Origin of the sequence: uncultured Phyllobacterium sp. (assembly GCF_902479695.1) — a bacterium.
Taxonomy (GTDB): domain Bacteria; phylum Pseudomonadota; class Alphaproteobacteria; order Rhizobiales; family Rhizobiaceae; genus Phyllobacterium; species Phyllobacterium calauticae.
Genome location: NZ_CABSQF010000002.1, coordinates 95881 through 114699, shown reverse-complemented (window position 1 = coordinate 114699; position 18819 = coordinate 95881). Strand labels below are relative to the sequence as shown.

Below are 18819 nucleotides of genomic sequence, written 5' to 3'. Positions count from 1 at the left end.
TGTTTGTCCCGGATATCATTTTCATCCCGTCATCTGGCCGGTCGCGTTGACTGCCCAGCTCTGCCGGTTAACAAGGAGAACAGACGTGGCTCGTATTGCTGGCGTCAACATCCCGACGAACAAGCGCGTTGTTATCGCGCTTCAGTACATTCACGGGATTGGTCAAAAGTTTGCACAGGAAATCGTCGAGAAAGTCGGCATTCCTGCAGAGCGTCGTGTCAATCAGTTGACCGATGCCGAAGTCTTGCAGATTCGTGAAACGATCGACCGCGATTACCACGTTGAGGGTGATCTGCGTCGTGAAGTTTCGATGAACATCAAGCGTCTGATGGATCTGGGCTGCTACCGCGGTCTGCGTCATCGCCGCTCCCTGCCGGTTCGCGGCCAGCGTACGCATACCAATGCGCGTACCCGCAAGGGTCCTGCCAAGGCAATCGCCGGCAAGAAGAAGTAAGATCACGCCGGCGCGGTTCGCTGCGCCGGTTCTGCTGTTGCAGAGACAAGTGCCGGTTTCGCACTCTAACTGAAACCATGGTGGAGCCTCTGGAAATACGGAGGCGTCGAGATCAACTGAAAGGACTACTATGGCCAAGGAAGCCACACGCGTTCGCCGCCGCGAGCGTAAAAATATTTCGTCGGGTGTTGCCCACGTTAATTCGACATTCAACAACACGATGATCACCATCACGGATGCGCAGGGCAACGCGATTGCCTGGTCCTCCGCCGGTGCGCAGGGCTTCAAGGGTTCGCGTAAATCCACGCCTTTCGCTGCACAGATGGCTGCTGAAGATTGTGCCAAGAAGGCACAGGAACATGGCATGCGTTCGCTCGAAGTTGAAGTTTGCGGACCGGGCTCCGGCCGTGAATCGGCTCTGCGCGCGCTCCAGGCTGCTGGTTTCACGATCACGTCGATCCGCGATGTGACCCCGATCCCGCACAATGGCTGCCGCCCGCGCAAGCGTCGGCGCGTCTAATCTGTTTCGACAAGATTTGGCCGCATGAGCTGACATTCAGCTCCTCTGCGGTTTCCACGCTTCATTGCCACGATTGGATGGTGGCAAGGCAAGGATAGGGAAAAACTAGATGATCCAGAAAAACTGGCAAGAACTGATCAAGCCGAACAAGGTCGAGTTTCAGACCTCCGGCTCGAAGACAAAGGCAACGGTCGTCGCCGAGCCGCTTGAACGCGGCTTCGGCTTGACGCTCGGTAATGCTCTGCGCCGTGTGCTTCTGTCTTCGCTGCGCGGCGCTGCCGTGACTGCCGTACAGATCGATGGCGTTCTGCATGAATTCTCGTCGATCCCCGGCGTTCGTGAAGATGTGACGGACATTGTCCTGAACATCAAGGAAATCGCGATCCACATGGAAAGCGACGGTCCCAAGCGCATGGTCGTCCGCAAGGAAGGCCCAGGCGTTGTGACGGCTGGCGACATTCAGACGGTTGGCGATATCGAAATCCTCAATCCGGAACACGTTATCTGCACGCTGGACGAAGGCGCTGAAATCCGCATGGAATTCACCGTCAACACCGGCAAGGGCTACGTTCCGGCTGACCGCAACCGTGCAGAAGATGCGCCAATCGGTCTGATCCCGGTTGACAGCCTCTACTCACCGGTTCGCAAAGTATCGTACAAGATCGAAAACACCCGCGAGGGACAGGTTCTCGATTATGACAAGCTGATCCTTTCCATCGAGACCGATGGTTCGATCTCCGGCGAAGATGCCGTTGCCTATGCAGCACGCATCCTGCAGGACCAGCTGGCGATCTTCGTCAACTTTGACGAGCCGCAGAAGGAAGTACAGCAGGAACAGGTCACTGAACTTGCGTTCAATCCGGCTCTGCTCAAGAAGGTCGACGAACTCGAACTTTCCGTACGCTCGGCAAACTGCCTGAAGAATGATAACATCGTCTATATCGGCGATCTTATTCAGAAGACAGAAGCAGAAATGCTGCGCACACCGAACTTTGGTCGCAAGTCGCTGAACGAAATCAAGGAAGTTCTGGCTTCCATGGGTCTCCATCTCGGTATGGAAGTCCCATCCTGGCCGCCAGAAAACATTGAAGACCTCGCGAAGCGTTATGAAGACCAGTATTAATCCGGGCTCTGCCCGACAACCAAGCCCGGGCAATGAGCCCGAACTGAGAAATTGAAGGAGAAGGCTCATGCGCCACGGTAATTCAGGCCGCAAGCTTAACCGGACTGCCAGCCATCGTAAGGCGATGTTTGCCAATATGGCTGCATCATTGATTGAGCATGAGCAGATCGTTACAACGCTGCCCAAGGCCAAGGAAATTCGTCCCATCGTTGAAAAGCTTGTCACGCTCGGCAAGCGCGGTGATCTGCACGCTCGTCGTCAGGCCATTTCGGCGATCCGCGATGCCAAGCTCGTAGCAAAGCTGTTTGACACGCTTGCTCCGCGCTACGGTCAGCGCAACGGCGGTTACATCCGCATCATGAAGGCAGGCTTCCGCACCGGTGACAATGCACCGCTCGCCGTTGTCGAATTCGTCGATCGCGATGTCAGCGCCAAGGGTTCCAAGGATTTGGCCCGCGTTGCTGCCGAACAGGCAAACGAAGCCGAAGCCGCATAATCCAGCGCTTCCGCATCGATGATTTTGGGACAGGGGCCTTTGCGGGCCCCTTTTCTGTTTTTGCTCGACTTTTATCACGGCGCCACCATCTATACCCTGGACCACGAATTTGCTGAAGCGGGCGAGAATATCGGCGCAATGACGAAGCTGCTTTGAATGTCTCAAATTTGCTTTGTTTCATGGCTGGTATCCGCGTTGAAATTCAGCACATTGGGTTAACATGTTTTACTGATTCATCAGTTCGGGAGATCGACATGAGTTGTTCCAAAATCGCGCAATCGGCCCGGGCGCTGCTCGTCACCTCCGCACTCGTTTCCGCCATGATCGTGCCGGTGCATGCGCAGACGGCGGCCGATACGGCAAAGCAGGTTCCGGCATCACGTGTGGATACACAATTGTCGTTTGCGCCGCTCGTCAAGCAGACTGCCGGGGCGGTGGTCAACGTCTATGCGGCGCGGGAAGTACAGCAGCGTTCGCCTTTTGCCGGCGATCCGTTTTTCGAGCAGTTCTTTGGCGGCCAGTTCAATGGCCCGCCGCGCATCCAGTCATCGCTCGGTTCCGGCGTTATCGTCGACGCCTCGGGCATCGTGGTCACCAACAACCACGTCATCCGCGATGCGGAAACGGTCAAGATTGCCCTCTCGGATGGCCGCGAGTTTGAATCGCGCATTCTCCTGAAAGATGAATCGACGGATCTCGCCATCCTCAAGATCGAGGCCGGGGAGCAATTGCCGATCCTGCAGCTGGCGGATTCGGACAAGGTTGAGGTGGGTGATCTGGTTCTTGCCATCGGCAATCCCTTTGGCGTGGGCCAGACGGTCACCAGCGGCATCGTTTCAGCGCAGGCGCGTACCCGGGTGGGGATTTCGGATTTCGATTTCTTCATCCAGACGGATGCGGCGATCAATCCCGGCAATTCCGGTGGCGCGCTCATCGGCATGGATGGCAAACTTGTCGGCATCAACACGGCGATCTTTTCCCGCTCCGGCGGTTCGGTGGGGATCGGCTTCGCCATCCCGTCGAACATGGTGCGGGCCGTGGTTGAAACGGCAAAGCAGGGCGGCGACAAGTTCGAGCGCCCGTATATCGGCGCGACCTTCCAGAACGTGACGTCCGATGTGGCCGAAGGCCTGGGCATGAAGCAGCCATATGGCGCGCTTGTCACGAACGTTGCCAAGGATGGACCGGCTGAGAAAGGCGGACTGCAGGTTGGCGACGTGATTCTGGCGGTTGATGACTTCCGCATCGAGAATTTCGACGGCCTGGGCTATCGCCTGTCGACCGCCGGGATCGGCAAGACCGTCAAGCTCAACGTCTTGAGCCGGTCGAAGGAGAAGGTGATTTCCCTCGTTCTGGAAAAGCCGCGGCCGGACGATCCCGCCAACAAGACTGTGATCCAGGGCAAGAACCCGCTTTCCGGCGCGCAGGTCATCACACTCACGCCCAGCAGCGCGACAAGACTGCACCTGTCGGCGGAAACGACCGGCGTTGCGGTGGAAAAGATTTTTGCCAATACGCCGGCAGCGCGGATCGGCTTGCAGCCCGGCGATATCGTGCGCAAGGTCAATGGTCGTGATATTGCGACCGCTGCCGATCTGGCGACTGTGATGGCAACCAAGCCGGTCCTGTGGCGCTTTGAGTTCGAGCGGGATGGCGCAATCATCCGGCAGATCATTCGATAAATGAGGCAGATGGGACAATGACGGATCTGTTTGCAGCAAAGGAGGATCCGGCTTCGGACCGGAGCAGGCCGCTTGCTGACCGTTTGCGTCCGCGCTCGCTTGGCGAAGTCACCGGCCAGGAGCACCTGACCGGACCGGAAGGCGCGCTGACGCGCATGATCGAATCCGGTTCGCTGGGATCGATGATTTTCTGGGGACCGCCAGGAACGGGTAAAACCACCGTGGCGCGGTTGCTGGCAGGTGAGACCAATCTTGCCTTCGAACAGATATCGGCCATTTTTTCCGGTGTTGCCGACCTGAAGAAGGTTTTTGACATGGCCCGCGCCCGCAAAATGTCGGGCCGCCAGACCCTGTTGTTCGTCGACGAGATTCACCGCTTCAACCGTGCCCAGCAGGATTCGTTTCTGCCTGTCATGGAGGACGGGACGATTGTGCTCGTGGGAGCCACCACCGAAAACCCGTCCTTCGAGCTCAACGCCGCTCTCTTGTCCCGTGCGCGCGTCCTTGTGTTTCATCCGCACGACGAAGCCAGCCTGATGGCGCTGATGCAGCGCGCCGAGGAACATGAAGGCAAGCCGCTGCCACTGGACGAGGAGGCGCGGGCGAGCCTGGTGCGCATGGCGGACGGCGATGGCCGGGCGATCCTGACACTGGCCGAGGAAGTCTGGCGCGCGGCCCGCACCGGCGAAATCTTCAATGTCGAGCGTGTGCAGCAGATCGTGCAGCGGCGGGCTCCGGTCTATGACAAGGGGCAGGACGGGCACTACAATCTGATCTCGGCCCTGCACAAATCCGTGCGCGGTTCCGATCCCGATGCGGCGCTGTATTATCTCTGCCGCATGTTCGATGCGGGCGAAGACCCGCTGTTTATCGGCAGGCGTCTGGTGCGGATGGCGAGTGAGGATATCGGGCTCGCCGATCCGCAGGCTCTGGTCATCTGCAATGCCGCCAAGGATGCCTATGACTATCTCGGTTCACCGGAGGGCGAACTCGCTCTGGCGCAGGCCTGTGTCTATCTGGCGACAGCTCCCAAATCGAACGCAGTCTATACGGCGTTTGCTGCGGCGATGCGCACGGCCAAGGAAAACGGCTCGCTTGTGCCGCCCAAGCATATTCTGAATGCGCCGACCAAGCTGATGAAGGGCGAAGGCTACGGCAAGGGGTATGCCTATGACCACGACCAGCCGGATGCATTTTCCGGGCAGAACTATTTTCCCGACGCGCTTGGCCGTCAGACCTTTTACAATCCGCCCGAGCGCGGCTTCGAACGCGAAATCCGCAAACGGATCGAATACTGGAACCGGCTGAGGGTCGAGCGCGGCGAATAGGCCGCGCTTGGCGTCTGCACGTCCGATTGGGATCAAGAAAAAGGCCGCTTCATGCGAAGCGGCCTTTTTATCGGGTTGATCATGTCCAGGCTTACGCGGCTTCCGGCGGCTTGCGCGGGAAGGGCGTGACGTTTGCCGTGTCATCATCCAGCTTCAGCCCACCGGCCTTGAGCAGCGCCGTGAAGCGGCCATTCTGGTGTGCCAGCTCGTCAAAGCTGCCGGACTCGACGATCTCGCCATGATCCATGAAAAGCACGATGTCAGCGTCGCGAACCGTCGACAGGCGGTGGGCGATGATGAACGTCGTGCGGTTCTGGCACAGCTTGTCGACAGCCGCCTTGACGCGTGCCTCGGTTTCGACGTCAAGCGCACTGGTTGCCTCGTCGAGAACGAGGATCGGTGCGTCCTTCAGGATGGCGCGGGCAATGGCAACACGCTGGCGTTCACCGCCCGAAAGCTGCGAACCGCGTTCACCAACCATCGTGTCGAAACCGGCTGACTTCGACAGGATGAAGTCGCTGGCATCGGCTGCTGCTGCCGCTGCCGCAACATCCTCGTCCGAAGCCTTCGGACGGCCGACGCGGATGTTTTCCTCGATGCTGCGGTTGAACATGCCTGCATCCTGAAACACCGTGGCGATTGCATTGCGCAACGAGCGGCGGCTGATCGTGCGCGTATCGATGCCATCGACAAGCACACGGCCTTCCTTGGGATCGTAGACGCGCTGCAGCACGTTGATCAGCGTCGTCTTGCCTGCGCCTGTCGGACCGACGATGGCAACCGTCTGGCCGGCTTTCGCCTTGAACGATACATTCTTCAGGCCCTGTGTGGACTTGGCAAATTCGAACGACACGTTCTGGAATTCGACTTCGCCGCTGATGTTGTCGAGGTCATGCACGGCCTTCGGTTCGGCCTGGTAGGCGGCGGAATCTTCCATTTCGTAGAAGTCTTCCAGCTTGGCGCGGGCAGCAAAAATCTGGTTCACAAAGGCGCTGAGCTGGTCAAGACGGCCGATGAGCAGGGCGGCGAAGCCGGTGAAGGCAACAACCTGGCCGACATTCATCTGGTTGTGCATGACGAAATAGGAGCCGAGGAACAGGATGACGACCATCGAAATGATGGAGGCCATGCGGTTGATACCGGCAGCCAAGGCCCACCAGTTGAGAACCGGATACTGCGAGTCCAGCAACTGCTTTGTATAGGACTGCAAGGCACGGGTTTCTTCGTCGATGCGGTTATAACTCTGCAGGACGGAGATATTGCCCATGGAGTCAGTCACATGGCTGAATGCCTTGATATGATGACGCTCGACCTGAGCCTGACCGTCCTTGGTCTTGGCTGTGACAACACGGCTGACGATGACATAGATGACGCCAAGCACGGCCAGAACCGAAGCGAGGCGCCAATCCTGGGCCAAAGCCAGCGGAACAAGCCCGACCAGAGCAACGGTGGTGGCAAGGTGGGTGCGCATGAATTCAAGCCAGAGGCTGAACAGGGTTTCAATCGCGCGCAGAAGGGTGTGCATGGCGTTGGATGTGCCGCGCTGATGATGCCATGCGAGCGGCATGCTGATCACGCGGTTGTACGATTCCGTCAGCACCGACAGTTTGCGGCGATGCGCAAGCCGGTCCGCTTCACGCGAAACCAGAACATTGGCGACGATATGGAACAAACCAACACCAGCCAGCTGGCTCAGAGGCGGCCATATGGCTGTCTTGGTCGAGATGGCCTGAATGACGCGGCCCACAAGTACGGGCTCAAACAGCATGGTCAGGGCCAACGCAACGTTGACCAGACAGATAAACGTGGTCGCACGCTTTTCCGCCCCAAGATATTGGAGAGATTTCCAATAGATCTGTATCAATGACACTTTGCCACTCCGCTCGTTATGCCCGCTTCTGCGCACATTCCTCAATTTTTGACTCTGCATGAGGTGCTTGTGCGCTGCAATATTCAATGCTCTAAAGTTGTGTCAGTTCCGCGTCTGTTCAAGGAACATTTTTCTACGTTTGTTAACGTCCCGTGATGAGTCAAATATTTGACTTCATAGAATAAACTGCCGGAGGTGAGGCAAAGTGAACGCAATATTACTGGTTGCATCAGGCGGAGCTATCGGTTCGGTTGCCCGATATCTCGTGGGCGTGCTGATGACCCGGATTTTTGGCATGGGTTTTCCCTGGGGAACGCTGACCGTGAATGTGGCTGGCGGATTGCTGATGGGCCTGTTCATTGAGCTTCTGGCCCGGCGTTTCAACGGTTCGACGGAGCTGCGCCTGTTTGTTGCGGTTGGCATTATGGGAGGCTTCACCACCTTTTCCTCGTTCTCGCTCGATGTTGCGCTGCTGTGGAACCGCGGAGAAGCACTTTTCACGCTGATTTATGTGCTTGGGAGCGTCATCTTGAGCATTGGGGCGTTGTTTTTCGGATTATGGCTCGCAAGAGCGGTCGCTTAGTGCTAAGCGCATGCCTGATTAGACAAGGTATGACTTATGGCAGTGGTAGAGCAGAAGACAGTTGACACCGGCGAAGCGGAAATGCGCCTCGACCGATGGTTCAAGGTACATTATCCGGGATTGGGCTTCGGACACCTGCAGAAATTGCTGCGGTCCGGGCAGATCCGGGTGGATGGCTCGCGCGCCAAGTCCGATACGCGGCTGCAGGCTGGCCAGACCGTGCGCATTCCGCCATTGCAGGTGGACGCCAAGGCCGAAGGCCAGCACCTGACCGGCAAGAGCATTCGCGGCCGGGAAGATGGTGACGTCCTCTCCCAGATGCTGCTCTACGAAGATCCCAAGGTTTTCGTGTTCAACAAGCCGGCTGGACTGGCAGTGCAGGGCGGTTCCGGCGTCAATCGCCATGTGGACGACATGCTGGAAGCATGGCGCAACAAGAAGGGTGAAAAACCCCGGCTTGTGCACCGGCTTGACCGCGATACGTCGGGCGTTCTCGTGGTTGCGCGCACGCGCGGTGCCGCGCAGGCTTTGACCGCGGCGTTCCGTGAGCGCGAGACCAAGAAAACCTACTGGGCACTGGTCAAGGGTATTCCACGCAAGCGCGAGGACAAGATCACGACCTGGCTGGTCAAGGAAACAACGCCCGATGGCGACCGGATGCGTGTTGCCCAGCACGGCGAGCCGGATTCCGATCATGCGGTTTCCTATTACCGGGTGATCGAATCCGCCGGGCAGGTGCTGACCTGGCTGGAAATGGAGCCCTATACGGGCCGTACGCATCAGTTGCGCGTCCATGCGGCCCATATCGGCTGCCCCATCATTGGCGATCCCAAATATTTCGAGGCCGACACCAACTGGTCTTTCCCCGGCGGCATCCAGAACCGCCTGCACCTGCACGCGCGCCGTATCCGCGTGCCCAATCCGTCGGGTAGCGGCATCATCGATGTGACGGCACCGCTGCCGCCACATATGGTGCAGACGTGGAACCTTCTGGGACTCGATGAGAGTGACGGCGACGAAGACAATTAGAACAGGCTGATTGCAAGGTGTGGCTGTCGGTCGGGAAAATCGGCGGTTGCAGCAATCCGGCAAGGCATACGGACGATGACGATGAACAATGACCTTTTCAACATGGACACGCCGGAAGGTCCGTCGGATGCAGATCCGGTGCGCCGGGCGCAGGTCCAGTCGAACCTGCCGTTTCCCAAACGGTTTTACAAGGCTGTAGCGGTTGTTGAGCGGGATGGTCAGTTTGCCGTTGAACTGGATGGCAAACGCGTCAAGACGCCGGCACGGCAGGACCTGCTGCTGCCAAACCGCGCTTTGGCGCAGATGATTGCCGATGAATTCGCCGCACAGGACAAGGATATCGTCCCGGCGCGCATGCCTGCCACCCGTTTGGCCAACACGGCGATCGATGGGATCGTCAGCGATGCTCAGGTCGTGCTTGAGGATGTGCTGCGTTTCGCCTCTTCGGACATGCTGTGCTACCGCGCGGGTTCGCCCGAACGGCTGGTCAAGCGCCAGACGGAACTCTGGGATCCCATTATCGATTGGGCTGCCTTCGATCTCGGCGCACGTTTCGTCCTTGCCGAGGGCGTCATGCATGTGGAACAGCCGCGCGAGACGCTTGCTGCGCTCGGCGTGCATCTCGGACAATTCAGGGATGCCTTTACCGTTGCCGCCCTGCACACGGTCACGACACTGACCGGATCGGCCATTCTGGCGCTTGCCGTGGCAAAGGGCCGTATTACCGGCGATGAAGCCTGGATGCTGGCGCATGTCGACGAAGACTGGACCATCGAGCAGTGGGGCGAAGATGCGGAAGCGTCGGCCCGGCGGGCTTTGCGTGAGCGCGAGATGGTTGCTGCAGTGAAGGTGCTTCAGGGGCTCTCCGGCTCTTGATCAAAGAAGCCGAATTTTCATCCAAGATCTATCAGAACTTTCCCGTATCGCGTTGATTCAACTGTACGTTTGGGCGAAAGCTCGCCTCTCACTCCAAGGCAAATATATCATTCTTCCGCGAATTTTAAAGACCATACCTTGGTCTAGCGTAAAAACCCCGGGCATGCCCGGGGTTTCCATGTCGACAGACCGGTCCGGTCAGACCGAGTAGTACATGTCGTATTCGACGGGATGCGGGGTCATTTCGTAGCGCATCACTTCGGCCATCTTCAGCTCGATGAAGCTGTCGATCTGGTCATCGTCGAACACGCCGCCGGCCTTGAGGAAGCCGCGATCCTTGTCAAGGCTCTGGAGCGCTTCACGCAGCGAACCGCAGACGGTCGGGATCTTCTTGAGTTCCTTGGCAGGAAGATCATAGAGATCCTTGTCCATCGGCTGGCCGGGATGGATCTTGTTCTTGATGCCGTCGAGACCGGCCATCAGCATCGCGGCAAAGCCGAGATAGGGGTTGGCTGTCGGATCCGGGAAGCGGATTTCAACGCGCTTCGACTTCGGCGAGGAGCCGAACGGAATACGGCAGGACGCCGAACGGTTGCGGGCGGAGTAAGCCAGCAGAACCGGAGCTTCGTAACCTGGGACCAGACGCTTGTAGGAGTTGGTCGACGGGTTGGTGAAGGCATTGATTGCCTTGGCATGCTTGATGATGCCGCCGATGAAGAACAGGCAGTTTTCCGACAGACCGGCATATTCATTGCCGGCGAAGGTTGGCTTGCCATCCTTCCAGATCGACATGTGCACGTGCATGCCCGAGCCGTTGTCACCGAAAATCGGCTTCGGCATGAAGGTGGCTGTCTTGCCATAGGCATTGGCAACCTGATGCACGACGTACTTGTAGATCAGCATCTTGTCGGCGTTGCGGGTGAGGGCATCGAACTTGATGCCCAGCTCGTGCTGTGCCGCCGCCACTTCGTGGTGATGCTTTTCAACGCGAACGCCCATTTCGGTCAGAACCGTGAGCATTTCCGAGCGCATGTCCTGGCAGGAATCGACCGGAGGAACCGGGAAATAACCGCCCTTGACGCGCGGGCGGTGGCCAAGGTTGCCGGTTTCGTAGTCGGTATCGTCGTTGGACGGCAGTTCGGTGGAGTCGAGCTTGAAGCCTGTGTTGTACGGATCGGCCTTGTACTTCACGTCGTCGAAGACGAAGAATTCAGCTTCCGGGCCAACGAAGATGGTGTCGCCAACGCCTTCCGCCTTCATGTAGGCTTCGGCTTTCTTGGCGGTGCCGCGCGGGTCGCGGTTGTAGGCTTCGCCGGAGATCGGGTCGAGAATGTCGCAGAGAATGACCATGGTCGACTGCGCGAAGAACGGATCCATGTGCACCGTGTCGGTGTCAGGCATGAGAACCATGTCGGATTCGTTGATGGCCTTCCAGCCGGCAATGGAGGAACCATCGAACATGACGCCATCGGCAAACATGTCTTCGTCGACTTCGGCAACGTCCATCGTCACATGCTGCAGCTTGCCCTTCGGATCCGTGAAGCGAAGGTCAAGGAATTTTACATCATTGTCTTTGATCTGTTTGAGAATGTCTTTTGCGGTCGTCATGTCAATTTTCCTTGTTCAGCGACGATGATAGCGGATGGGCCGGTGCGGGAGCACCGGCAATGGGATTGCAGGACTAGATGGCGTCGATACCGGATTCACCGGTACGGATGCGCACGACTTCCTCGATGTTGGAAACGAATATCTTTCCATCGCCGATACGGCCGGTCTGTGCGGCCTTGCGGATCGCCTCGATGGCTGCTTCGACAGACTCGTCGCCCAGAACGATCTCGACTTTCACCTTTGGCAGGAAGTCGACGACATATTCAGCGCCGCGATACAGTTCCGTATGGCCTTTCTGGCGGCCAAAACCCTTGGCTTCCGTCACGGTAATGCCCTGAAGCCCCACTTCCTGCAGTGCCTCTTTCACCTCATCCAGCTTGAATGGTTTGATGATGGCTTCAATTTTCTTCATCAGAGAATAAACTCCCTATGTATGGCGAGCGGACCTCTTGCCCGCTTGCACAACAAAAAGCAGGAAGCATGCCAAGTCGACCCCTAAAGCGAATTTATTCGAGGAATGGGATTTTACCGATGACAGAGCGGGGAGTTTTCTGAACTCCCTGCGATTTAGCCATGACAGCAAACATTCAGAAAAAGGCAGCTCTGATTAAATTATAATCAATCTGCTTGTTTTTTGTGCTGCACGACCTTCGACTTGACCTGCCTCTCGTCAGAGACGGTCCTTCAGCGCCTGGGCTGCCTGCGGCGCGCGCACTTTGCCCTCATGGATGAAATAGGCAAAAACATCGCGCGGCTGCTTGTCCGGTTTGACCAAGGGAGCGGCAAGGGGCAGGTCATCCGGCGCATCGCCCTTTGCCCAAAGTTTAACCCGCTCTGCCCACTGATCGAGCTCCTTGGCCGGATAGGCGGTCTCGACGGCATCGTCGCCCTTCTGCAGGCGGGCATAGACGAAATCGGCGGTCACATCGGCGATCTCGGGATAGTCGAAATGATGGGCATAGACCACGGCGACATTCTTCTGGCGCAGGAGCGCGATGAAATCGGGATCGATGAACGAGGGATGGCGCACCTCGACCGCGTGACGCAGCGGAATACCGCCTTCCTTCTCCGGCAGGAGATCAAGGAAGGCGCCAAAATCTTCGGCATCGAATTTCTTGGTCGGGGCAAACTGCCAGAGCAGCGGCCCCAGCCGGTCGGCGAGTTCGGCGATGCCGGACTTGATGAAACGTTCCATCGACTCGCCAGCCTCCGCCAGAACGCGGCGATTGGTGACGAACCGGTTGCCCTTGACCGAAAAAATAAAACCGTTCGGCACCGAGCTTGCCCATTTGGCAAAGGTTTCCGGCTTCTGGGTGCCGTAATAGGTGCTGTTGATCTCGATCGTGCTCAGGTGCTGCCCGGCATATTCGAGCTCCTTGGCCTTCGACAGGCCCTTGGGATAGAAGGTGCCGCGCCAGGGTTCGAAAATCCAGCCGCCGATACCTGTTCTGATCGTTCCGCTTGCGGTCATGATGATGTCCTCCCGTCAATCCGTATTCATTCAAACCGGCCCATAAACAAAACCCGCCGTTTCCGGCGGGTTTGTCTGCTATTCCGCCGCCGCCTGGGCGCGATTGCCCGGTCGCCGTTGCAGCAGTTCCTTCAGGAACCTGCCGGTATAGGAGCGCGGCTCGGCCACGATATCCTCGGGACGCCCGAGGGCAACGATCTCGCCGCCGCCATCGCCGCCTTCGGGGCCAAGATCGATGACCCAGTCCGCCGTCTTGATGACTTCGAGATTGTGCTCGATCACCACCACGGTATTGCCCTGGTCGACGAGCTCATGCAGCACTTCAAGAAGCTTGGCCACATCGTGGAAATGCAAGCCGGTTGTCGGCTCGTCGAGGATGTAGAGCGTGCGTCCGGTTGCCTTGCGCGACAATTCCTTGGCGAGCTTGATGCGCTGGGCCTCGCCGCCGGACAGCGTGTTGGCCTGCTGGCCGACATGGATGTAGCCAAGGCCGACTTTTGCCAGCGTCTGCAGTTTGTCGCGCACGGCGGGAACGGCAGCGAAGAACTCCGCACCTTCCTCGACCGTCATGTCGAGCACATCGGCAATCGATTTGCCCTTGAACAGCACTTCCAGTGTTTCGCGGTTGTAGCGCTTGCCGTGGCAGACGTCGCAGGTGACATAGACATCGGGCAGGAAGTGCATCTCGATCTTGATCACGCCATCGCCCTGGCAGGCTTCGCAGCGGCCGCCCTTGACGTTGAACGAGAACCGGCCCGGCTGATAGCCGCGCGCCTTGGCCTCGGGCAGACCGGCAAACCAGTCGCGGATCGGCGTGAAGGCGCCGGTATACGTGGCCGGGTTGGAGCGCGGCGTGCGGCCGATTGGCGACTGGTCGATATCGATGACCTTGTCGAGGAATTCCAGGCCGTCGATCCGGTCGTGGTCTGCCGGTTGCTCGCGCGACCCCATGATGCGGCGCGACGCCGACTTGAACAGGGTTTCGATCAGGAAGGTGGATTTGCCGCCGCCGGAAACACCGGTCACAGCTGTAAAGGTGCCAAGCGGAATTTCCGCCGACACATTCTTCAGGTTGTTGCCGCGCGCGCCGACGATCTTGATGCGCTTCTTGTTCAGCTTGCGCCGTTCGGACGGCACCGCCACCTCGATCGCGCCGGACAGATATTTGCCGGTCAGCGACTTCGGGCTTGCCATGATATCGGCTGGCGTCCCGGAAGCGATGATTTCACCGCCATGGATACCGGCGGCCGGTCCGATATCGACGACATAGTCGGCGGTGAGGATCGCGTCTTCGTCGTGTTCCACCACGATCACGGTGTTGCCGAGATCGCGCAGGTGCCGCAACGTCTTCAGAAGCTGCTCGTTGTCGCGCTGATGCAGGCCGATGGACGGCTCATCCAGAACGTAGAGCACGCCGGTCAACCCGGAGCCGATCTGCGACGCCAGCCGGATGCGCTGGCTCTCGCCGCCCGAGAGCGTGCCGGAATTGCGCGACAAGGCGAGGTAATCCAACCCCACATCGTTCAAAAAGCGCAGGCGCTCGCGGATTTCCTTGAGGATGCGTGCCGCGATTTCCGTCTGCTTGTCATTGAAACTCTTGTCGATGTCACTGAACCAGGCATCCGCATGGCGGATCGACTTTTCAGTGATCTGGCCGATATGCAGGCCGCCGATCTTCACCGCCAGCGCTTCCGGCTTCAGGCGATAGCCGCCGCAGGCCGGGCAGGGCGTGCCGGACATGAAGCGCTCGATTTCCTCGCGCGACCAGGCCGAATCCGTTTCCTTCCAGCGGCGCTCCAGATTGGGAATGACGCCTTCGAAAGGTTTCGTCGTCTTGTAGGAGCGCAGGCCGTCATCGTAGGAAAAATGCACCTCGCGGCTGCCGGTACCGTAAAGAATGGCCTTTTGCGCGTCTTCATTGATGTCGCGCCAGCGGTCGCCCAGCTTGAAGCCGTAGCTGCTGCCCAGGGCGTCCAATGTCTGGTTGTAATAGGGCGAACTCGACTTCGACCACGGGGCAATGGCGCCATTCTTCAGCGTCAGGCTTTCATCAGGCACGATCAGGTTGGGATCGATGGCCTTCTGGGTGCCGAGACCATCGCAGGTCGGACAGGCGCCGAACGGATTGTTGAACGAGAACAGGCGCGGTTCGATTTCGGCAATGGTGAAGCCGGAGACCGGGCAGGCAAACTTTTCCGAGAACATCAAACGCATATGCGTTTCGTTCTTGGATTTGTTGGCGGATTCCCCGGATGTCTCGTCGGCGGGCAGCGGCTTGTCGGCGAACTCCGCCAGGGCAATGCCGTCGGCGAGTTTGAGCGCGGTTTCAAGGCTGTCCGCCAGACGCGCGGAGATGTCCGGGCGGACGACAACGCGGTCGACCACCACATCGATGTCGTGCTTGTATTTCTTGTCGAGGGCCGGAACGTTGGCGATCTCGTAGAATATCCCGTCGACCTTCACGCGCTGGAAGCCGCGCTTCTGCAGATCGGCGAGTTCCTTGCGGTACTCGCCTTTGCGGCCGCGCACGATGGGAGCGAGTATGAACAGGCGTGTGCCTTCATCCTGCGCCAGAACACGATCCACCATCTGGCTGACGGTCTGGCTTTCAATCGGCAGGCCGGTTGCCGGTGAATAGGGGATGCCGACGCGCGCATAGAGCAGGCGCAGATAATCATAGATTTCGGTGACGGTGCCGACGGTGGAGCGCGGGTTGCGGCTCGTCGTCTTCTGCTCGATGGAGATGGCCGGAGACAGGCCGTCGATCTGGTCGACATCGGGCTTCTGCATCATCTCCAGAAACTGCCGGGCATAGGCCGACAGGCTCTCGACATAACGCCGCTGGCCTTCCGCATAGATGGTATCGAAGGCAAGCGAAGATTTGCCCGATCCCGACAGGCCGGTCATGACAATCAGCTTGTCGCGCGGCAGATCGAGGTCGATGTTCTTCAAATTGTGTTCGCGGGCACCACGAATAGATATAAATTTCTGATCGCTCATGACTGTCACGCCGTTATGGGGGAGGAACTGGCTCGCTGGCCGGAGTCTTTCCCTTATTTAGAAAGTTTCCAGCAGATTGCGAGGCCGTACCTGGGTTGGAATCACCATAGCCATGTTGACATCCATAGAGCAAGTGATAGAACAAAAAAAGAACAAATATTGCGGGCGGGGTAAAACCGGCGTAAAATCCGGGAGTTCCGTGCCTGACAAGCCAAACAGGCACGGGATAAGGGCATTGAACGGATAAGTGCGCGTACAAGCCTACTGACAGATTTGTCAGGAGAGTGTCAGTTGCCACTGAATTGTCAGGAGGCTGGCGGCATTGGAGGTCGAGGCGAGCAGTATTTTGTGGATAGAGCCAGACAGTTGCCCGCGCAATGAGCGGCTTCTGTATGATGGCGCCAAATCGAAAAGCTAATTTTGTGGAGTATTTTTATGGCTGGCAGTGTCAACAAGGTAATTTTGGTCGGTAATCTTGGCGCTGATCCGGAAGTCCGGCGTCTCGGTTCGGGCGATCCGGTGGTCAATCTGCGCATTGCCACCTCGGAAAGCTGGCGCGACAAGAACAGCGGCGAGCGCAAGGAAAAGACCGAATGGCACAGCGTCGTCATTTTCAACGACAACCTGGCCAAGGTGGCTGAACAGTACCTCAAGAAGGGTATGAAGGTTTATCTGGAAGGCGCGCTGCAGACCCGCAAGTGGCAGGACCAGACGGGCAATGACCGTTATTCGACGGAAATCGTCCTGCAGAAATTCCGTGGTGAATTGCAGATGCTCGATTCACGCGGCGAGGGTGCCGGTTCCGGCGGCGGCCGCTCGTTCGACAATTCGAGCCGGGGCCAGGTCTCCGACAATGGCGATTATGGTTCGGATTTCGGCCGTTCCAGCGCTTCGCCGTCCAGCGGCGGCGGCAATGCAGGTGGCAACTTCTCGCGCGATCTCGACGACGAGATTCCGTTCTGAGCCTGTTCTGTAAGTCATTACCGGTTTGATCATGCTTGTTGATCTGGGCGTGTATGCCGGATTGTTCGCGGCCGCTTTTGCGGCCGCAACCATTTTGCCGATGCAGTCGGAGGCGCTGCTTGCCGGACTGCTGCTCTCGCATTCCTATCCGGCAGTCGCATTGATCGCCGTTGCCAGCGTGGGCAATGTCCTTGGCTCGGTGGTCAATTGGCTGCTCGGGCGCGGGATCGATCAGTTCCGCCACAGCAAATGGTTCCCGGCCAGCGAGGCACAGCTCGACCGTGCCACAGGCTGGTACCAGCGCTATGGCAAGTGGACCCTGCTGTTGAGCTGGGCACCCTTGATCGGCGATCCGCTGACGCTGATTGCCGGGGTGTTGCGCGAGCCGCTCTGGAGTTTTGTGCTGCTGGTCTCCATTGCCAAGACTGTGCGGTATCTTGTTGTATTCGCGCTTGTATCCGGCTGGTAGCGCCGGTGCTAGGGGTGCATTCTGGCGCCCTTGGTGATCTTGTCGACGAGCTTCTTCTCCGCGTGCAGCGCAATGCCGACAACCCTCGCATCATCCGGTGCAAACCGGGCAAACACGGCGCGATTGGCCTGATCATATCCGGTAGAAAACATCTCCTCGATGTACAGGCAGGATTTGACCTCGCGTTCGAGCGAGCGGCGGTGGATGGCCGACAGCGTTGCCTGATCCGCCGTGAGCACAATCATCGGCTGGATGGGCAAGGGATGATAGTGATGGCCAGCCCGATCCATATAGGGGTCGCCGATCAATCCGGGGGACTGGGCGACAACGCCGCTTGCCAGGAACGACGAGACGTTGAGTTTCTGCCATGTCGCAAGATCGTCACGTACGACAATTGTAATTTTCGTATCAAACACCAAATCTAGGTCTCCATTCATGGATCGAGTCTGCCGGATGCCGGGTGAAAATCTAAAAGAGGAAGTGCTGCGCGGTCTTGGACGTTTGTGCGAGCGTCCGGCGCACGATGCCATCCTGTCGGCGCCATCCAATCCGGGTGTCGAGCGCATGGAAGCGCGTTTCACCGGCGATGCCTTCGAACCGCACCGGCACGATACCTATGCCATCGGCGTGACGCTGCACGGCGTCCAGACATTCCGCTATCGCGGGGAAAAGCGGCAAAGCCTTCCCGGCAACATCATGGTTCTGCATCCCGACGAGGTGCATGATGGCGGGGCAGGCACCGAGGACGGCTTGCGTTACCGGATGATCTATCTCGAACCGGCTCTGGCCATCGAGGCGCTTGGCGGCAATCACGCCGCGCTGCCTTTCGTGCGGGAGCCGGTTTTTTCCGATGCGCCGCTTGTCTCGGCCATATCAGCCGCGTTCGGCAATCCCGACGCGGAAATGGATGAACTGCTGGTGGATGACATCGTATCCCGGCTGACGCTGGGATTGGCGCGCCATGCAAAGCAGCCGTTGAAACCGATGGGCAGGCCCGCAGTGCGGCAGGCGGGCATGGCCCGCGACTATCTTGCGGACAATGCCTTGCGGCTGGTGCGCTCGCGAGAGCTGGAGGCCGTCAGCGGCCTTGACCGTTATGCGCTGTCGCGGCACTTCCGCGCCCTCTATGCCACGAGCCCGCATCGCTTCCTGCTGATGCGCCGCCTGCAGCGCGCGAAGGATCTGATGAAACTGGGCGTGCCGCTGGCGGAAATCGCGGTGGAAACCGGATTTACCGACCAGAGCCATCTCAACCGGCAGTTCAAGAAAGCCTATGGCATCACGCCCGGACGGTGGGCCGCGCTGACCACAGCGAGCCGCGATGTTTGACCTTTCCACCCGAGGTCT

Annotated in this window: 18 protein-coding genes; 12 read left to right on the top strand and 6 right to left on the bottom strand. The window is 58.6% G+C overall.

Annotated elements, in window-relative coordinates; all coding sequences use genetic code 11:
- Positions 1-85: 85 nt before the first annotated feature.
- The 6 genes from rpsM to RDL77_RS01765 all read left to right on the top strand — a co-directional run bounded on the left by rpsM (position 86) and on the right by RDL77_RS01765 (position 5603).
- On the top strand, positions 86-454 hold the full coding sequence (rpsM, locus tag RDL77_RS01790) for a 30S ribosomal protein S13 (RefSeq protein WP_008124949.1): 369 nt from the start codon (positions 86-88) through the stop codon (positions 452-454).
- 130 nt (positions 455-584) lie between these two features.
- Positions 585-974: a 30S ribosomal protein S11 gene (rpsK, locus tag RDL77_RS01785; protein WP_008124952.1), complete on the top strand. Its 390-nt coding sequence runs from the start codon at positions 585-587 to the stop codon at positions 972-974.
- Positions 975-1083: 109 nt separating this feature from the next.
- The gene (locus RDL77_RS01780) at positions 1084-2097 is read left to right on the top strand and encodes a DNA-directed RNA polymerase subunit alpha (protein WP_112526662.1); all 1014 of its coding nucleotides are present in this window, start codon (positions 1084-1086) and stop codon (positions 2095-2097) included.
- Between the two features lie 67 nt (positions 2098-2164).
- On the top strand, positions 2165-2593 hold the full coding sequence (rplQ, locus tag RDL77_RS01775; protein WP_223613272.1) for a 50S ribosomal protein L17: 429 nt from the start codon (positions 2165-2167) through the stop codon (positions 2591-2593).
- A 254-nt stretch (positions 2594-2847) separates the two neighbouring features.
- Positions 2848-4275 (top strand): DegQ family serine endoprotease, encoded by a 1428-nt coding sequence (locus RDL77_RS01770; protein ID WP_374042635.1) that lies wholly within the window; start codon positions 2848-2850, stop codon positions 4273-4275.
- A gap of 17 nt (positions 4276-4292) precedes the next feature.
- On the top strand, positions 4293-5603 hold the full coding sequence (locus tag RDL77_RS01765; protein WP_288191595.1) for a replication-associated recombination protein A: 1311 nt from the start codon (positions 4293-4295) through the stop codon (positions 5601-5603).
- 91 nt (positions 5604-5694) lie between these two features.
- On the opposite strand, the gene RDL77_RS01760 is transcribed toward RDL77_RS01765, so the two are convergent.
- Positions 5695-7473, bottom strand: a complete 1779-nt coding sequence (locus tag RDL77_RS01760; protein WP_223613274.1) for a glucan ABC transporter ATP-binding protein/ permease — start codon at positions 7471-7473, stop codon at positions 5695-5697.
- A gap of 205 nt (positions 7474-7678) precedes the next feature.
- Between RDL77_RS01760 and crcB the strand changes: the two genes are divergently transcribed.
- The 3 genes from crcB (at position 7679) to RDL77_RS01745 (ending at position 9961) form a co-directional block, all read left to right on the top strand.
- Positions 7679-8056, top strand: a complete 378-nt coding sequence (crcB, locus tag RDL77_RS01755) for a fluoride efflux transporter CrcB (RefSeq protein WP_288191594.1) — start codon at positions 7679-7681, stop codon at positions 8054-8056.
- 36 nt (positions 8057-8092) lie between these two features.
- Positions 8093-9085, top strand: coding sequence for an RluA family pseudouridine synthase (locus tag RDL77_RS01750; protein WP_223613276.1), 993 nt, complete (start codon positions 8093-8095; stop codon positions 9083-9085).
- An 81-nt stretch (positions 9086-9166) separates the two neighbouring features.
- Positions 9167-9961 carry an ATP12 family chaperone protein gene (locus RDL77_RS01745; protein ID WP_288191593.1) on the top strand — a complete coding sequence of 265 codons (795 nt, stop codon included), beginning with the start codon at positions 9167-9169 and terminating at the stop codon, positions 9959-9961.
- Positions 9962-10159: 198 nt separating this feature from the next.
- On the opposite strand, the gene glnA is transcribed toward RDL77_RS01745, so the two are convergent.
- The 4 genes from glnA to uvrA form a co-directional block, all read right to left on the bottom strand.
- A complete protein-coding gene (gene glnA, locus RDL77_RS01740) occupies positions 10160-11569 on the bottom strand; it encodes a type I glutamate--ammonia ligase (RefSeq protein WP_223613278.1) in 1410 nt (469 codons plus the stop codon).
- A 73-nt stretch (positions 11570-11642) separates the two neighbouring features.
- Positions 11643-11981 (bottom strand): P-II family nitrogen regulator, encoded by a 339-nt coding sequence (locus tag RDL77_RS01735; protein ID WP_008123000.1) that lies wholly within the window; start codon positions 11979-11981, stop codon positions 11643-11645.
- A gap of 258 nt (positions 11982-12239) precedes the next feature.
- Complete coding sequence (locus tag RDL77_RS01730) at positions 12240-13040, bottom strand: DUF72 domain-containing protein (protein ID WP_288191587.1); 801 nt, start codon at positions 13038-13040, stop codon at positions 12240-12242.
- Positions 13041-13118: 78 nt separating this feature from the next.
- Positions 13119-16040, bottom strand: a complete 2922-nt coding sequence (gene uvrA / locus RDL77_RS01725) for an excinuclease ABC subunit UvrA (RefSeq protein WP_288191586.1) — start codon at positions 16038-16040, stop codon at positions 13119-13121.
- Between the two features lie 435 nt (positions 16041-16475).
- Here uvrA and RDL77_RS01720 point away from each other — a divergent pair, with 435 nt between their 5' ends.
- Positions 16476-17003, top strand: a complete 528-nt coding sequence (locus tag RDL77_RS01720; protein WP_223613281.1) for a single-stranded DNA-binding protein — start codon at positions 16476-16478, stop codon at positions 17001-17003.
- 31 nt (positions 17004-17034) lie between these two features.
- Complete coding sequence (locus RDL77_RS01715; protein WP_288191585.1) at positions 17035-17472, top strand: YqaA family protein; 438 nt, start codon at positions 17035-17037, stop codon at positions 17470-17472.
- An 8-nt stretch (positions 17473-17480) separates the two neighbouring features.
- Here the strand turns inward: RDL77_RS01715 and RDL77_RS01710 are convergent, their stop codons facing one another.
- Entirely contained in the window at positions 17481-17888 is a 408-nt protein-coding gene (locus RDL77_RS01710) for a DUF2000 family protein (protein ID WP_223613283.1), read from the bottom strand.
- A gap of 19 nt (positions 17889-17907) precedes the next feature.
- Here RDL77_RS01710 and RDL77_RS01705 point away from each other — a divergent pair, with 19 nt between their 5' ends.
- Positions 17908-18801: an AraC family transcriptional regulator gene (locus tag RDL77_RS01705; RefSeq protein ID WP_288191584.1), complete on the top strand. Its 894-nt coding sequence runs from the start codon at positions 17908-17910 to the stop codon at positions 18799-18801.
- The last annotated feature ends 18 nt before the right edge of the window (positions 18802-18819 follow it).

What these genes read in the sequence shown, in the direction of transcription:
- RDL77_RS01735 (WP_008123000.1), bottom strand. Translation starts at nt 11,981, where the DNA reads ATGAAGAAAATTGAAGCCATCATCAAACCATTCAAGCTGGATGAGGTG.
- RDL77_RS01720 (WP_223613281.1), top strand. Translation starts at nt 16,476, where the DNA reads ATGGCTGGCAGTGTCAACAAGGTAATTTTGGTCGGTAATCTTGGCGCT.
- uvrA (WP_288191586.1), bottom strand. Translation starts at nt 16,040, where the DNA reads ATGAGCGATCAGAAATTTATATCTATTCGTGGTGCCCGCGAACACAAT.
- rplQ (WP_223613272.1), top strand. Translation starts at nt 2,165, where the DNA reads ATGCGCCACGGTAATTCAGGCCGCAAGCTTAACCGGACTGCCAGCCAT.
- RDL77_RS01730 (WP_288191587.1), bottom strand. Translation starts at nt 13,040, where the DNA reads ATGACCGCAAGCGGAACGATCAGAACAGGTATCGGCGGCTGGATTTTC.
- glnA (WP_223613278.1), bottom strand. Translation starts at nt 11,569, where the DNA reads ATGACGACCGCAAAAGACATTCTCAAACAGATCAAAGACAATGATGTA.
- RDL77_RS01745 (WP_288191593.1), top strand. Translation starts at nt 9,167, where the DNA reads ATGAACAATGACCTTTTCAACATGGACACGCCGGAAGGTCCGTCGGAT.
- RDL77_RS01705 (WP_288191584.1), top strand. Translation starts at nt 17,908, where the DNA reads ATGGATCGAGTCTGCCGGATGCCGGGTGAAAATCTAAAAGAGGAAGTG.
- RDL77_RS01715 (WP_288191585.1), top strand. Translation starts at nt 17,035, where the DNA reads ATGCTTGTTGATCTGGGCGTGTATGCCGGATTGTTCGCGGCCGCTTTT.
- RDL77_RS01765 (WP_288191595.1), top strand. Translation starts at nt 4,293, where the DNA reads ATGACGGATCTGTTTGCAGCAAAGGAGGATCCGGCTTCGGACCGGAGC.
- RDL77_RS01750 (WP_223613276.1), top strand. Translation starts at nt 8,093, where the DNA reads ATGGCAGTGGTAGAGCAGAAGACAGTTGACACCGGCGAAGCGGAAATG.
- RDL77_RS01770 (WP_374042635.1), top strand. Translation starts at nt 2,848, where the DNA reads ATGAGTTGTTCCAAAATCGCGCAATCGGCCCGGGCGCTGCTCGTCACC.
- rpsK (WP_008124952.1), top strand. Translation starts at nt 585, where the DNA reads ATGGCCAAGGAAGCCACACGCGTTCGCCGCCGCGAGCGTAAAAATATT.
- RDL77_RS01780 (WP_112526662.1), top strand. Translation starts at nt 1,084, where the DNA reads ATGATCCAGAAAAACTGGCAAGAACTGATCAAGCCGAACAAGGTCGAG.